At 42.2% G+C, this 13,618-nt stretch carries 9 protein-coding genes; 4 read left to right on the top strand and 5 right to left on the bottom strand.

Annotation, left to right across the window (positions count from 1 at the left end; all coding sequences use genetic code 11):
- Positions 1 to 17 precede the first annotated feature (17 nt).
- Positions 18 to 461: a GNAT family N-acetyltransferase gene (locus tag BUC20_RS31430; RefSeq protein WP_200801111.1), complete on the top strand. Its 444-nt coding sequence runs from the start codon at positions 18 to 20 to the stop codon at positions 459 to 461.
- Here the strand turns inward: BUC20_RS31430 and BUC20_RS31425 are convergent.
- The 4 genes from BUC20_RS31425 to BUC20_RS31410 are packed head-to-tail and all read right to left on the bottom strand — an operon-like array spanning position 451 to position 6,869.
- Positions 451 to 1,305 (bottom strand): N-acetylglucosamine kinase, encoded by an 855-nt coding sequence (locus BUC20_RS31425; RefSeq protein ID WP_073238120.1) that lies wholly within the window; start codon positions 1,303 to 1,305, stop codon positions 451 to 453. The genes BUC20_RS31430 and BUC20_RS31425 overlap by 11 nt on opposite strands.
- 18 nt (positions 1,306 to 1,323) lie before the next feature.
- The gene (locus BUC20_RS31420; RefSeq protein ID WP_073238117.1) at positions 1,324 to 2,634 is read right to left on the bottom strand and encodes a TolC family protein; all 1,311 of its coding nucleotides are present in this window, start codon (positions 2,632 to 2,634) and stop codon (positions 1,324 to 1,326) included.
- A gap of 30 nt (positions 2,635 to 2,664) precedes the next feature.
- Entirely contained in the window at positions 2,665 to 5,784 is a 3,120-nt protein-coding gene (locus BUC20_RS31415) for an efflux RND transporter permease subunit (protein WP_073238114.1), read from the bottom strand.
- Between the two features lie 8 nt (positions 5,785 to 5,792).
- Positions 5,793 to 6,869, bottom strand: a complete 1,077-nt coding sequence (locus BUC20_RS31410) for an efflux RND transporter periplasmic adaptor subunit (protein ID WP_073238111.1) — start codon at positions 6,867 to 6,869, stop codon at positions 5,793 to 5,795.
- A 308-nt stretch (positions 6,870 to 7,177) separates the two neighbouring features.
- Here BUC20_RS31410 and BUC20_RS31405 point away from each other — a divergent pair, with 308 nt between their 5' ends.
- Positions 7,178 to 8,965: a M61 family metallopeptidase gene (locus BUC20_RS31405; RefSeq protein WP_073238108.1), complete on the top strand. Its 1,788-nt coding sequence runs from the start codon at positions 7,178 to 7,180 to the stop codon at positions 8,963 to 8,965.
- A gap of 73 nt (positions 8,966 to 9,038) precedes the next feature.
- Here the strand turns inward: BUC20_RS31405 and BUC20_RS31400 are convergent, their stop codons facing one another.
- A complete protein-coding gene (locus BUC20_RS31400; RefSeq protein ID WP_073238106.1) occupies positions 9,039 to 9,518 on the bottom strand; it encodes a porin family protein in 480 nt (159 codons plus the stop codon).
- A gap of 518 nt (positions 9,519 to 10,036) precedes the next feature.
- On the opposite strand from BUC20_RS31400, the gene BUC20_RS31395 reads away from it, so the two are divergent.
- Together BUC20_RS31395 and ggt are read left to right on the top strand one after the other, a co-directional pair.
- The gene (locus BUC20_RS31395) at positions 10,037 to 11,809 is read left to right on the top strand and encodes an AMP-dependent synthetase/ligase (protein WP_073238104.1); all 1,773 of its coding nucleotides are present in this window, start codon (positions 10,037 to 10,039) and stop codon (positions 11,807 to 11,809) included.
- The gene (gene ggt / locus BUC20_RS31390) at positions 11,787 to 13,505 is read left to right on the top strand and encodes a gamma-glutamyltransferase (RefSeq protein WP_084529461.1); all 1,719 of its coding nucleotides are present in this window, start codon (positions 11,787 to 11,789) and stop codon (positions 13,503 to 13,505) included. The genes BUC20_RS31395 and ggt overlap by 23 nt, the downstream gene beginning before the upstream one ends.
- Positions 13,506 to 13,618 lie beyond the last annotated feature (113 nt).

Raw genomic sequence — 13,618 nt, 5'->3', positions numbered from 1 at the left:
TTGTATTTTTGTATCAAATGAAGATTACAAAAATTAATGAACCCGTCCCAATGGATTTGTTCTTACTTGCAGATCCGGAAGAAAAGAGCATTCAGGGCTACCTCCCGGATTCATTGGTTTATATTGCCAAAATTAAAGAAGAAACCATTGCTGGCTATATCCTCCAACCAATAGGGGAAGCAGCATACGAACTTAAGAATATCGCTGTGATGCCCGGATATCAGAACCAGGGAATCGGCAGACAATTACTCGATCATCTTTTTAAGGTGGTAAAAGAACGGAATGGAGAAAGCGTTGAAGTAGGAACCGGAACCTTTGGTTATCAGCTGGCCTTTTACCAGCGGGCGGGATTCAGAGCCGACCGCATTGATAAAGATTTCTTTTTACTGAATTATAAGGAAGCCATTTTTGAAAATGGAATCCAGCATAAGGACATGCTCCGGTTAGTGATTAAACTGTAATTCCCTCTTTTCTCAGGATGTAATTATAAATCCCTTCAATAGGCTTCTGGTAAATCTTTCCTACCCTGACCTCATTGTTCAAACAAACTTCTCTCAAAATATCCTGGTAGTAGAAAGCAATGGAACCTACAAAATGGCAGTCCAGACTTTTATAATTAGCGTAATCTTTAATATTGCTGTCTACAAACTCCTGAAAGCCTTCCCGTAAAATATTAACAATGAAAGGGTGGTCTGTATGCTCTGCCATGAAACGGCTGATGGAGGCGAGATAGGTGTTTGGTGATGATTTTTGATAAAGATTGGTCACTACAGTTTCTTTATCAATCTGATAATCCTGTGCAAACTTTGCACTCAGCTCTGCCGGCATATTTCCGTAGAGATAACTTGTAATGAGCTTCCGTCCAAAAAAGGTACCCGAACCTTCATCTCCCAGTACATAACCAAGGCCGTGAGAGCCGCTATGAACGTTTTTACCGTCGTAATAAGAAATGTTGGAGCCTGTACCCAGAATACAGGTTAATCCCTTCTGATCGCCGCATGTGGCGTAAGCAGAGCCAATTAAATCATGTTCTACAGATACATAGGCCTGAGTGAAAAAGGAAGAAATCCCATTCGAGATCACTTCAACCTTATCCGGGGAAGAACAGCCTGCCCCAAAGAAATATATTTCCTTTACTTTCTCAGCATAAGATGCGATTTCCTTCTTCTTGGAAAACAGTTTAAAAATATCATGTGCGTTCAAAAAATAAGGGTTAATACCCTGTGTGCTAAAGCTGATGGTCTCTTCCGGGCTATAACCCATCCAATCAGTTTTAGAGGAGCCGCTGTCTGCTACTAAAATCATTTGCTAAAAATAACAATCTTATTGAATATTTAAAGTGCCGCTGATTTCTTTTAAGCTGATTTCTGTAAGTTTTGCCTGATATTGTGCATCCAGATAACGGGTAATTGCTGTTATGGAGTTTCTTTGTGCCTCTCTGAGCTCTAATGGAGAAATACTCCCCAGCCTGTATTTTTCAAGTGTGATGTCCAGGTTCTGTTTCGCAATGTCCACGTTGTTTTTCTCTATTTTCAACAGGTCAAGATTGGTCTGGTAGTTCTGATACGCAGAAAGAAGTTGTGCATTGATGTCTTGTTTCGCCTTTTCAAGATTCAGTTCTGTCGTATTGATCTGTACTTTTGCATTACGCTCATTCTGGCGTTGCAGGAAGCCGTTAAACAAGTTCAGACTTGCTGTAACCCCATAAGTGAAACCCCGTGCTCTGAATTGTGTGTTGAAGCCCGTCGGACTGGTGCTGTTAGAAAATTCGTAGCCACTGTTCAGACCTACAGTAGGATAACGCTGCCCTTTTACCTGTTTCAGGCTGAGTTCTGCAATTTTTTTATTGATAAACGCGGATTGTAAAGCCGGACTGAGTTGCTGAGCCAGACCAGACAATTCCGTATAGTTTAAATCCCTTTCTATTTTCATGTTCTGATCCACTTCGAAAACCAGGTTCAGGTCTCTGGCCATGACCTGGTTTAAGGTCACCATATTCGTCCTGAGCAGGTTCTTCTGTTGCAAATAAAGAGAAGTATCCGCATTATAATCTACGGTAGCGGAAAGGACATCCAGTTTAGAGCCTCTTCCAATCTCCAGTTTGTTCTTGGCAATGGTTAAGCGCATCCTTGAAATGTCGAGGGCACTGTCTGTTGCCAAAACCAGTTGTTGCTGTCTGACCAAAGCATAATAGCCATTGATCACATCAGCTACCGTGGCAATGACTGTTCCTTTTGCATTTACTTCTCCCAGCTTCTGCAATTCCTTAAGCCGGTCGTAATTGGCAAACATCTGAAAACCATCAAATATGGTCCATCCCAATGATGCTCCGTAACTCTGGTTGGTGCTCCTTGCCCCATCTGTTCTCCGTTCCGTTCCAGATGCCTGAGTCTGTACGGTATTCTGATTACTCCCTCCTCTGCTATAATCGGCAGTAAGTTTAGGAAGCATCCCCGCGTTTCCGGGATTGATGTTATTTTTCGCAATCTGGATTTCATTATTTACGAGCTTGATGTCGTAATTGTTCTTTAGCGCAGTGCTGATGGCTTCTTCCAAACTTAGCTTTTGCTGTGCAAAACCGGTACTGCCGCCACTAAGCAGCAGCAATACAAATAGAAGTTTCCTGGTTTTCATTTTCGTATGGAGTTGAAACTGGATCATGGGTTAATGTGCGGTTTTTTCTAGGATTTCTTCAGCTAAGGCCGCTTTCAGCGAAAGTTCTAATTCTGTATTTGCTTTGTGCTCTTTAGACCAGTAAGAATAAATGGCAGGGATCACAAAGAGGGTTAAGATCAGGGCGAACAAGGTTCCTCCAACGATCACAATTCCCATTCCCATCCTGCTCTTTGCTGCGGCACCTAAAGCCATGGCAATAGGCAATGCCCCAATTGCAATGGCCAGACTGGTCATCAGAATTGGTCTGAGCCTGGAAACCGAAGCTTCCCTGATGGCATCATGAACACTTTTTCCGGTTTCCTTCAGCTGATTGGCAAACTCTACGATCAGAATTCCGTTTTTGGTTACCAGTCCGATCAGCATGATCGTTCCGATCTGGCTGAAAATATTCCAGCTTTGGCCAAATAGCCAGAGTGATAAAAATGCACCTGCAACGGCCATCGGTACCGTAAGGATAATGATCACCGGATCTATAAAACTCTCAAACTGTGCAGAAAGAATCAGGTATACCAGCAATAAGGCAAGCCCAAAGGCAAATAAGGTATTCGAAGAACTTTCCTGGAAATCCCTGGACTCGCCACCAAGATCGGTAGAAAATGACTCATCCAGTATTTTGGCTGAAATTCTGTCCATGGCCTCAATGCCTTCCCCGATACTTTTGCCAGGTGCCAGTCCGGCAGAAACTGTTGCCGAGATAAAACGGTTGTTTCTGTACAATTGCGGCGGACTGCTTTTTTCTCTTGCCGTCACCATATTGTCTACCTGAATCAATTCGTTTTTGTTATTTCTTACATAAACAGAGCTCAGATCTAAAGGATCTTTACGGTCGTTCATCTCAAATTGCCCGATCACCTGGTATTGTTTGCCATTCATAAAGAAATAGGAGAAACGCTGGCCGCTTAAGCCCAGTTGAAGTGCCATCCCGATATCCGAGACCGAGACCCCAAGGTTTTTCGCCTTATCTCTGTCTATGGTTAAATCGATTTCCGGTTTATTGAATTTAAGGTCTACATCCGAAGTGGTGAAAGTCGGGTCTTTGGCTACTTCGTCCATAAACAAAGGCACTTTATCCCTCAGCTTCTCAAAGTTCTGGGCCTGGATGATATAGTTGACTGGTAATCCGCCTCTGCGTCCTACAGAAATCGTAGGTTGCTGGGTAACGACAACCTTTCCTTCAGTATACCTTCTGGTAATTCTGGTCAGCTTGGCTGCAATCTGATCCTGAGTAAGGCCACGGTCGCCGGGATCAGATAATCCCATCCTGATAAAACCACTGTTCGTTGATCCTGATCCGCCAAATCCCGGAGAAGTAATGGTAATGTTCACCTTTGTGTCCGGAATAGAATCGCTGATCATTTGCTGGATTTTCATCATGAACCGATCCGTATAGGCAAAAGAAGAACCTTCCGGTGTAGTCACGCGCATATTGATTGCACTACGGTCATCATATGGAGCCGTTTCCTTTGGTAAAATTTTCCAGAACAAGGCAATCATGGCTACGCAGACCACAATAATGGGAATCGACAGCCATTTTTTATTGAGGAATTTATTCAGGTTATCTGAATAACTATCATTCAGCTTTACAAAATAAGGTTCTGTAAGGTTGTAGAACTTAGATTTTTCGTGCCCTGTTTTTTTCATCAGGTAGGCATTCAGCATAGGTGTCAGTGTGAGGGAAACAAAGGCCGAAATGAGCACGGCTGCACCAATTACAATCCCGAACTCCCGAAAGAGTCGCCCGACAAATCCTTCCAGAAAGATCACAGGTAAGAATACAGCTGCCAGTGTTACAGAGATCGAAATGACCGCAAAAAATATCTCATTAGATCCTTTGATTGCTGCCTCAAAAGGAGAGTAGCCTTCTTCCACCTTTTTAAAGATGTTCTCGGTCACCACAATCCCGTCATCCACCACCAGTCCGGTGGCCAGAACGATGGCCAGTAAAGACAATACATTAATGGAGAAACCAAAAATATACATGATAAAGAAAGTGAAAATCAGTGATACCGGAATATCCAGTAAAGGCCTGATGGCAATTGCCCAATCCCTGAAGAAGAGGTAAATGATCAGGATCACCAGGATCAGGGAAAGGATAATGGTCTCTGCAACTTCCGTTACAGACATTTTAATGAATTTAGTGGTATCTAAAGAGATGTTCAGCTTAATGTCTTTAGGGACATCTTTCTGCAATTGCTCAAATCTTTTATCGAATTCCTTAGAGATGTCCAGGTAATTTGCTCCCGGTTGAGGAACAAGTCCTACAGCAACCATGGGTTTCCCTGATTCCCTTAATATGGTTTCTTCGTTCTCTGAACCCAGAACAGCATAACCTACATCTTTTAAACGGACCACATTGTCGCTGTCGTTTTTCAGGATAAGGTTGTTGAACTCTTCCTCATTGGTTAGTTTTCCCAGTGTTTTTACGATCAGTTCTGTATTTGCACCCGTGATCTTTCCGGATGGAAGCTCCACGTTTTCATTATTGAGTGCGGTAACGATATCCTGAGAAGTCAATCCATAGGCGGCCAGTTTATCCGGTGAAATCCGGATCCTCATTGCATATTTCCGTTGACCCTGAATCTGTACACTACTGACACCAGTGATGGTTTGCAGGCGGTCTGCGATGACATTCTCTGCATAATCACTCAGCTCCATTACATTGCGTTTATCACTTTGGATGGTCATCGTGATGACCGCATCGGAGTTGGCATCTGCTTTACTCACCACAGGATTTCCGTCGATATCTTTAGGCAGGCTTCTTGCTGCTTGTGATACTTTATCACGAACATCATTCGCTGCATCATCAATGTCCTTATTCAGGTTAAATTCTATGGTGATGTTGCTGCTTCCCTGGTTACTGGAAGAGGAGATGTTCCTGATCCCGTCAATCCCGTTAATGGATTTTTCCAGGGGTTCGGTAATTTGCGATTCGATGATGTCTGAATTTGCTCCCGGGTAAGAGGTCCGTACAGAAACGACTGTAGGGTCAATATTCGGATATTCCCGGACGCCCAGGAAATTATAACCGATGACACCAAAAAGAAGGATCATCAGGTTCATCACGATGGCCAGAACCGGCCTTTTTATACTGGTGGTTGAAATGCTCATAAGGATACTTAATTTTTAACCACAGTTACTTTTACAGGGGCATCCTGTTTTAAGGCCATTGCACCGGTAGTCAATACGGTATCGCCGACTTTTAATCCGGAAGTGATGACAATATTTTCGGCAGTCCGTGTTCCTGCTTCTACTTCAACTTGTTGCGCCTTACCATTTTTGCTGATGAAGACTATTTTCCCCTTTAATACCGGAATAATGGCTTCATTTGGAATCATGATCGCATCTTTGGTTGTGGTAAGGGCAAGTTTGATCTTTGCGAAAGATCCTGGAAAGAGCTCATTATTTGGGTTAGGCACAAGGGCCTTTATCTGCAAGGTCCGGGTCTGGGTATTGATTCCCGGCTCTATCGCAAAAACTTTTCCGGTAAACGTTTTTGAATAACCATCTGTAGTGAAGGAAACTTCTGATCCGTTTTTAATTTGTCCGATGTATTTTTCAGGAACAGAAAAGCTGATTTTTAATGGGTTGATGCTGGATAAGTTGGCAATGATCGCTGCGGGGGTTAAATATACCCCTTCAGAGATGGAGCGTAAACCAATCTTTCCACTAAAAGGAGCGAAGATCGAAGTCTTTGCCAGTTGCGCACGGATCAGTTGTGCCTGTGCTTTCAGAGACTGAAGATTGGCAAGGGAAGTATCGTACTCTTCCTGACTGATTGCGCCTTTTTCTAACAATTGTCTGGAGCGGTTTTCGTTGGTTGCCGAGAGCTTCTGTTTTGTTAAAGCATCCTGAAGTTGAGCCTGAATATCGCGGTCATTGATTTTAACCAGTAGACTGCCTTTGGTCACATTTGAGCCTTCTTTAAAATTGATGCTGGTGACCAGTCCGGAAACCTCGCTGTGCAGTTCTACCGATTCATTGGCTTCCAGTGTTCCTGTAACTTCCAGGTCGTTGCTAAAATCTCCTGTTCTGACCACAATCCCATTCACCTGTAATCCCTTTCCGGGGCCACCTTTTCCTTTGCTCATTCCGGCTCCTTCATTGGCGATTTTTTTATTGGCAGAAATCCGGTAATAAATTAAATAAGCAATACCCAGAGCGATCAGGATATAGATGATGTATCTTAGTTTCATATGTGGTGAATAGGATAAGTTAACGTGCAAAAATATTTAAATATACGGCCTGTAATAGCTTGTATTAAGGATGTTACAGCTTAATATTCTTTTTAAGGACGACGAAAAGAGATAAATTATACATTTGTTTATCGCCCGTAAAAAGTAAATTAGCGCCTTCTTTAACCTATGACTTAAAAGAACGGAGAAAGTTTAGCCTGGTTTAATTAGGTTAATATAACAATTATGATACTGAAAAAATAGTGCTGGTTCCGGGAAAGGCCAGATCAGGGGAAAAGAAGGGGTAAATAAAACAACAACATTAAGGAATGAAAAAATCAATTGCAGGATTAGTAATATTACTATCAGTAGGTATGACAGCCAGATCGCAGGTAAAAGTAGGATTTGAGGTGAGCTTTAAAGAGCCTCAGGCGCATTATGTAGAAATGGAGATGAATATTTCCGGATTGGTTAAAGACTATGTAGACGTAAAAATGCCGGTATGGGCACCAGGTTCTTACCTCGTTCGTGAGTTTGCAAAAAGTGTAGAAGATTTTAGCGCGACTGCCGGTGGTAAGTCCGTAAAAGTTGAAAAAGTAAAGAAAAATGCATGGAGGGTGTATTCCGCTAAATCCAATGCCATAAAAATTAAATACAGGGTATATGGTTTCGAAGTTTCCGTTCGTACCCCATTCATCGATGAACAACATGCATTTTTATCCAGCACTGGTATATTCATGTATCCAGATGGATTATTGAAATTGCCAAGTACAGTGAAAGTGATTCCTTTCAAAGGATGGAATAAAGTTTCTACCGGATTGGAGCCTGTGGCAGGACAACCTTTTACTTATACTGCTTCAGACTTTGACGTCTTGTTTGATAGCCCTATCGAAGTAGGAAACCAGGAGGTTTTTGACTTCATGGCTTCAGGTGTAAAACACGAAGTAGCCATGTTTGGTGGTGGCAACTACGATAAAGAACGTTTAAAGGTCGATATGGCTAAAGTTGTAGAACAGGCAACCGCCATATATGGAGAGAACCCGAATAAACATTACACTTTTATTGTTCATAATTTTGAAAGAGGTGGAGGTGGTTTAGAGCACTTAAATTCTACAGTTTTAGGGGCTTCCCGCAACGCTTACAATACTCCTGAGGGTTACCTTGGATTTTTAAATCTTGTAGCCCATGAATACTTCCATTTATGGAATGTGAAAAGAATGCGCCCGATTGCTTTAGGTCCATTTGATTATGACAATGAAAACTATACCACCAATTTGTGGGTAGCAGAAGGATTTACCTCATATTATGAGAACAAATTGGTGTTGCGTGCAGGTTTTGTAGACCAGAAAGCATTTGTGGATGGTCTGGTAACTGCCGTCGCTAACGTATCCAATACTCCGGGTGCCAAAGTGCAGTCTGCAGCAGAATCCAGCTATGATGCCTGGATTAAAGGTTACAGACCGAATGAGAACTCTAATAACACAGGTGTTTCTTATTACAGCAAAGGAGAAGTCGTAGGACTGTTGATGGATCTGGAGATTGCACAGGCCACTAAAGGAGCAAAAAGCCTGGATGATGTAATGAAAGCGATGTACCTGCAAGGTAAAACTTTAAAAAGAGGATATACCGATGCGGAATTTAAAGCAATGGTGGAGAAGATCAGTGGCAAAAGCTTCACTGATTTCTGGGCAAAGTATGTGAACGGAACCCATCCTGTAGAATATGATAAGTATTTTGGATATGCCGGAATCAGCATCAAAAATCAAAACGAAGGCAATAACATTCCTTATATCGGTGTGGCTTCTAAAAAAACAGAAGGCAGGATCTTCATCTCTGCAGTTTCGAGAAACTCTGCTGCATGGGTGGATGGCTTAAATGTAAATGATGAAGTGATCAGTGTAGATGGTGTAGGTGTGGAAGCTGCATTGGAGCGTATGCCAGTGGTAACCAGCAAAAAACCTGGTGATGTGATCACCGTGAAAGTAAGAAGAGACGGAATAGAGAAAGACATTAAACTGACTTTAAAAGCCAGTCCGAATATTAAGCTGGTAGCCGAGATTCAGAGTAATGCTCCGGAATCGCAGGTATCGGTTCGCAAAGGCTGGATGGGAATATAAATTCAGCTAAACAAAAAAAGCGGGGTTAAGAATGTACATTCTTAACCCCGCTTTTTTTATGAGTTCTTCCGACTTAGAAAGTATAACGTAAAGACAGACCAACACCAGAAGCATCAAAGTCTGTATCAGGAACCAATCCTATGGTTGGTTTCCAGTCTAATGAAATATTGATTGGCGCATCAGCAAATTTGTAATCCAAACCTAAAACACCATCAATACCTAAATAAAGGTCACTTTGGTTTTTTGGTTTGTATTTAACCGTTCCTACTGTACCACCCACACCATAATACCAGTTTAATCCTGCTGCATTGCTGATCGGGTTATAGATTTCATATAAACCGGTTACACGGAAATAGTTATAGTTGCTGTTCGATCTAAAGTTGGCAATGATATCTACCATTTTGTTTCCACCAAGCGTAGTTTTGAAAGTAACCCCATTTGCAGCGCCAAAACGACCACCAATAGCATTATCGTAACCTTGCGCGCTTGACTTTAAATTGAAAGCAAAGGTTGCAATCACGGCTAAACAAATAATAGTAAGTAATTTTTTCATAATCTGTGTTTTTATTAAATTTTCAATGATGATTTCTACCTTATCAACTATTGTGCCGATAAATTAAGAAATGTGCGATCTAACAAGCGTTTTGCCAGTAAACAAGCGATGATTATTTCGATCTGAGGAGGTAAGAAGCAGATTAAATACAGCTTGCAGAAAGCCTTGTTTTATCCCCCATATTCACTCGTTGCTTACCCGTCTTTAACACGCTTCTGACCGAGTGTGCACCGAGTTAGCACCGAGTATAGACCGAGCTTAGACCGAGTATAGGTAAAACCAGATATTAGCCTGTGTCTTGTACTGAAATAAGTTTACATAAAAAGTGTTTGATTTTGTGATTTTCCTACCAGATGTTTACAGCCTGACTTTACCTGAAAAAAATATTTGGTAAGCACTAAACCGATCCCAATTAATTATTACAGAAAGAAAACATACCAATATTTAAATTGGTTTTGATAGAGGATTTAATTTATTAGATTTGGGAAACACCAGGTACAAATTATAAAATCACGGTTATGGCTGTAACGATCACACGAGTATTTGATTTACTTCAATACAATTTAGAAAAGTTTCCAAAAGAAGAGTTTATAAGTGGTAAGATTAAGGGGGAATGGAAAAAATATAGCACCAAAGCGATTATCGAAGCAGCCGATGCACTGAGCCGGGGCTTGGTGGGTATCGGTGTAGCAAAAGGTTCCAGGGTTGCGGTAATGTCCCATAACCGACCGGAGTGGAACATTTCCGATTTCGCTATTGTACAATTGGGCGCTTATCAGGTGCCATTGTATCCTACCCTGGCAGAGCATGACATTAAATTTATCCTGACTAATGCCGAGATTACTGTAGTATTTGTCGCCGATGAAGAAATTTATAAAAAAGTAAAACCCGTTTGTGATGAACTGAATACTTCCATAAAGATTTATTCCTTTAATCCGATTGAAGGGGTTGCTTCCTGGGAAGAGCTGTTAAAGGCCGGAAGAGAAAATGCCAGCCTTGATCTGGAAGTCTATAGAAAAGAAGTTACTCCTGATGATATCTTAACCCTGATCTATACTTCAGGAACTACGGGTACTCCCAAAGGTGTGATGCTGACACACAATAACCTCGTGAAAAATTTTGAACACTCTTCGGTATTGGTGCCTCCGGGTTTGGATAAAGCCTTAAGTTTTCTTCCATTATCCCATATTTTTGAAAGAATGATCGTGTACCTGCACATGTATAAAGGTGCAGCTGTATATTATGCTGAAAGTACGGAGACCATTGTTGCCGACATTCAGTTTGTGAAGCCAAATGGTTTTTCTACCGTTCCCCGTTTGCTGGAAAAAGTTTATGATAAAATCATTGAAAAGGGAAAAGCACTCAGCGGCATAAAAAAAGGCATCTTTTTCTGGTCGCTTTCCGTGGCCGAGAAATTCGATTTCAACAATGGGGCTTTCTATAATTTTAAATTGGGAATAGCCCGGAAGCTGGTTTTTAAGAAATGGCAGGAAGCAATGGGCGGTCAGATCGTTGTGATTGTTTCAGGGGGAGCTGCTTTAAATCCCCGCCTGGCAAAAATATTTTATGCTGCCGGAATGCCGGTTATGGAAGGTTATGGTTTAACGGAGACTTCTCCGGTAATTACCGTCAATCGTTTTGGAGAAACCAGGTTTGGAACGGTGGGACCGGTGATTGAAGGAGTGGAAGTTAAAATCGCTCCCGATGGGGAGGTTTTAGCACGCGGGCATAACATCATGAAAGGTTATTATAACCGTGAGGACCTGACTGCTGAAGCGATCGATACCGAGGGTTGGTTCCATACCGGCGACATTGGTGAAATGATAGAAGGAAAGTATTTAAAAATAACAGACAGAAAGAAAGAAATATTCAAAACCGCAGGAGGAAAATATGTGGCTCCTCAGATGTTGGAGAATAAACTGAAAGAATCGCCGCTGGTAGAGCAGGTGATGGTATTGGGAGAAAACAGGAAGTTTCCTGCTGCTTTAATCGTACCCACCTTTGAAGCCCTGAAAGGCTGGTGTGGTAAAAAAGGAATTCCATATACCAACAATGAAGAGATCATCAAAAACCCATTGGTGATTAAAAAATATGACGAAATTGTGGCTTATAGTGTCAAAGATTTTGGAAAATGGGAACAGGTGAAACGCATTGCTTTATTGTCGAAAGAATGGAGCATTGTAAATGGTGAGCTGACGCCTAAACTTAGTTTAAAAAGAAAGGTCATCCTGGAAAAGAATGCCGCAACAATAGAAAAGATTTATGCAGATGCAGAAGGATATAAAGGATAGACATATTTCATTTGTGCTGGGGCTGGTCCTCCTGTTCGGGGCATTGTTCTCCGGATGTGCAGGTGGACAGCTGGGTAAAAAGAATAGTGAAGAATACCGTAATGGAATGGTGGTCTCGGCAAGTCCGGAGGCTTCAAAAGTTGGCCTTGATATTTTAAAGAAGGGTGGAAATGCCGTTGATGCGGCGGTTGCTGTTCAGTTTGCTTTGGCCGTGGTTTATCCTAATGCCGGAAATATTGGTGGCGGAGGCTTTATGGTGTACCGTTCTGCTGAAGGAGAGACAAATACACTCGATTTTCGCGAGAAGGCAGGGGCGGCAGCGCAGAGAAACATGTACCTGGACTCGGCAGGTCAGCCAATCGTAGATAAGAGTTTGTATGGGCAACTGGCTTCAGGAGTTCCCGGATCTGTAGCCGGAATGGTAACTGCCCATGAAAAATATGGCAAATTAAAATGGGCGGAACTACTGGAACCGGCAATTTTACTGGCCAGAAATGGATTCGCGATTTCGGAAAGACAAGCGGCCGAGTTTAATGGTCTGCATGATAAATTGGTAGAATTTAATCCGCTAGGTACCGCACTGATCAAAAAAGGTCAATGGATAAAGGGTGATTTGTTGTTGCAGAATGAGTTGGCAAACACCTTGGAACAGATTCGTGATAAAGGTAGGGCCGGGTTTTATGAAGGAGCGGTAGCAGACAGTTTGTTGCTGGAAATGAAACACGGTGGCGGGATCATCACTGCTCAGGATCTGAAGAACTATCAGGCCGTATGGCGCAAGGCCATTACCGGAAACTATAAAGGGTATAAAATCATTACGATGCCACCTCCTTCGAGCGGAGGGATAGCGCTGATTCAATTGCTGAAATCTGTGACACCCTATCCCCTGAAAAAATGGGGCCATAATGCCGATTCTACTGTTCAGGTTATCGTGGAAGCGGAGCGTCGGGTATATGCTGATCGGGCAACGCATATGGGAGATCCCGATTTTTATGCTGTTCCCGGGAAGGAATTGATGGCTGATGATTACGTTAAAAATAGAATGAGCACTTTTAACTGGGCAAAAGCAACAGCCAGTGCAGAAGTTAAAGCCGGAGTGGTAAAAGGTAAAGAACATGAGGAAACCACACACTTCTCTATTGTGGATAAAGCGGGAAATGCCGTTTCGGTAACTACTACATTAAATGGTTCTTATGGGTCTGCAGTTGTGGTAAAAGGAGCAGGATTTTTGTTGAATAACGAAATGGATGATTTTTCAGTAAAGCCTGGAGCACCCAACATGTATGGCCTGGTTGGGGGGGAAGCCAATGCAATTGCTCCCGGAAAGAGAATGTTAAGCTCTATGACGCCAACAATTATTGAAAAAGAAGGTAAATTGTTTATGGTGGTGGGTACTCCCGGAGGTTCTACGATAATAACGTCTGTTTTTCAGACCATATTAAATGTAGTGGAATTTGACCAGAATATGCAACAGGCAGTGACCTCAAAACGCTTCCATCACCAATGGTTGCCAGACGAAGTTTATTTCGAAGAAGGAGCCTTGGATAGTCTAAATCAGGCTAAATTGAGGTCCAGAGGATATATTCTTACACCAAGAGGTCCCATTGGCAGGGTTGACGCCATTCTGAAAACCAAATGGGGCTACTATCAGGGAGGTGCGGATCCGCGGGGAGATGATGACTCAATGGGATGGTAGCCTGTATAGAATTCTACACACTTAATCTCAAATAACAGTCGTTTAAAGCTGTTTTAATGATTGGCCTAAGTATTGAAATGAATTATATGATTAAACATTGTAACAATTATTTA

It is taken from the genome of Pedobacter caeni (genome assembly GCF_900129215.1).
In the GTDB taxonomy this organism is placed as follows: Bacteria; Bacteroidota; Bacteroidia; order Sphingobacteriales; family Sphingobacteriaceae; genus Pedobacter; species Pedobacter caeni.
Note: the sequence above shows the minus strand (reverse complement) of the source record. Positions and strands in the feature narration are given on the sequence as shown.

Excerpts from the sequence above, each read along its gene's own strand:
- BUC20_RS31430 (WP_200801111.1), top strand. The coding sequence starts at position 18 with ATGAAGATTACAAAAATTAATGAACCCGTCCCAATGGATTTGTTCTTA.
- BUC20_RS31425 (WP_073238120.1), bottom strand. The coding sequence starts at position 1,305 with ATGATTTTAGTAGCAGACAGCGGCTCCTCTAAAACTGATTGGATGGGT.
- BUC20_RS31420 (WP_073238117.1), bottom strand. The coding sequence starts at position 2,634 with ATGAAAACCAGGAAACTTCTATTTGTATTGCTGCTGCTTAGTGGCGGC.
- BUC20_RS31415 (WP_073238114.1), bottom strand. The coding sequence starts at position 5,784 with ATGAGCATTTCAACCACCAGTATAAAAAGGCCGGTTCTGGCCATCGTG.
- BUC20_RS31410 (WP_073238111.1), bottom strand. The coding sequence starts at position 6,869 with ATGAAACTAAGATACATCATCTATATCCTGATCGCTCTGGGTATTGCT.
- BUC20_RS31405 (WP_073238108.1), top strand. The coding sequence starts at position 7,178 with ATGAAAAAATCAATTGCAGGATTAGTAATATTACTATCAGTAGGTATG.
- BUC20_RS31400 (WP_073238106.1), bottom strand. The coding sequence starts at position 9,518 with ATGAAAAAATTACTTACTATTATTTGTTTAGCCGTGATTGCAACCTTT.
- BUC20_RS31395 (WP_073238104.1), top strand. The coding sequence starts at position 10,037 with ATGGCTGTAACGATCACACGAGTATTTGATTTACTTCAATACAATTTA.
- ggt (WP_084529461.1), top strand. The coding sequence starts at position 11,787 with ATGCAGAAGGATATAAAGGATAGACATATTTCATTTGTGCTGGGGCTG.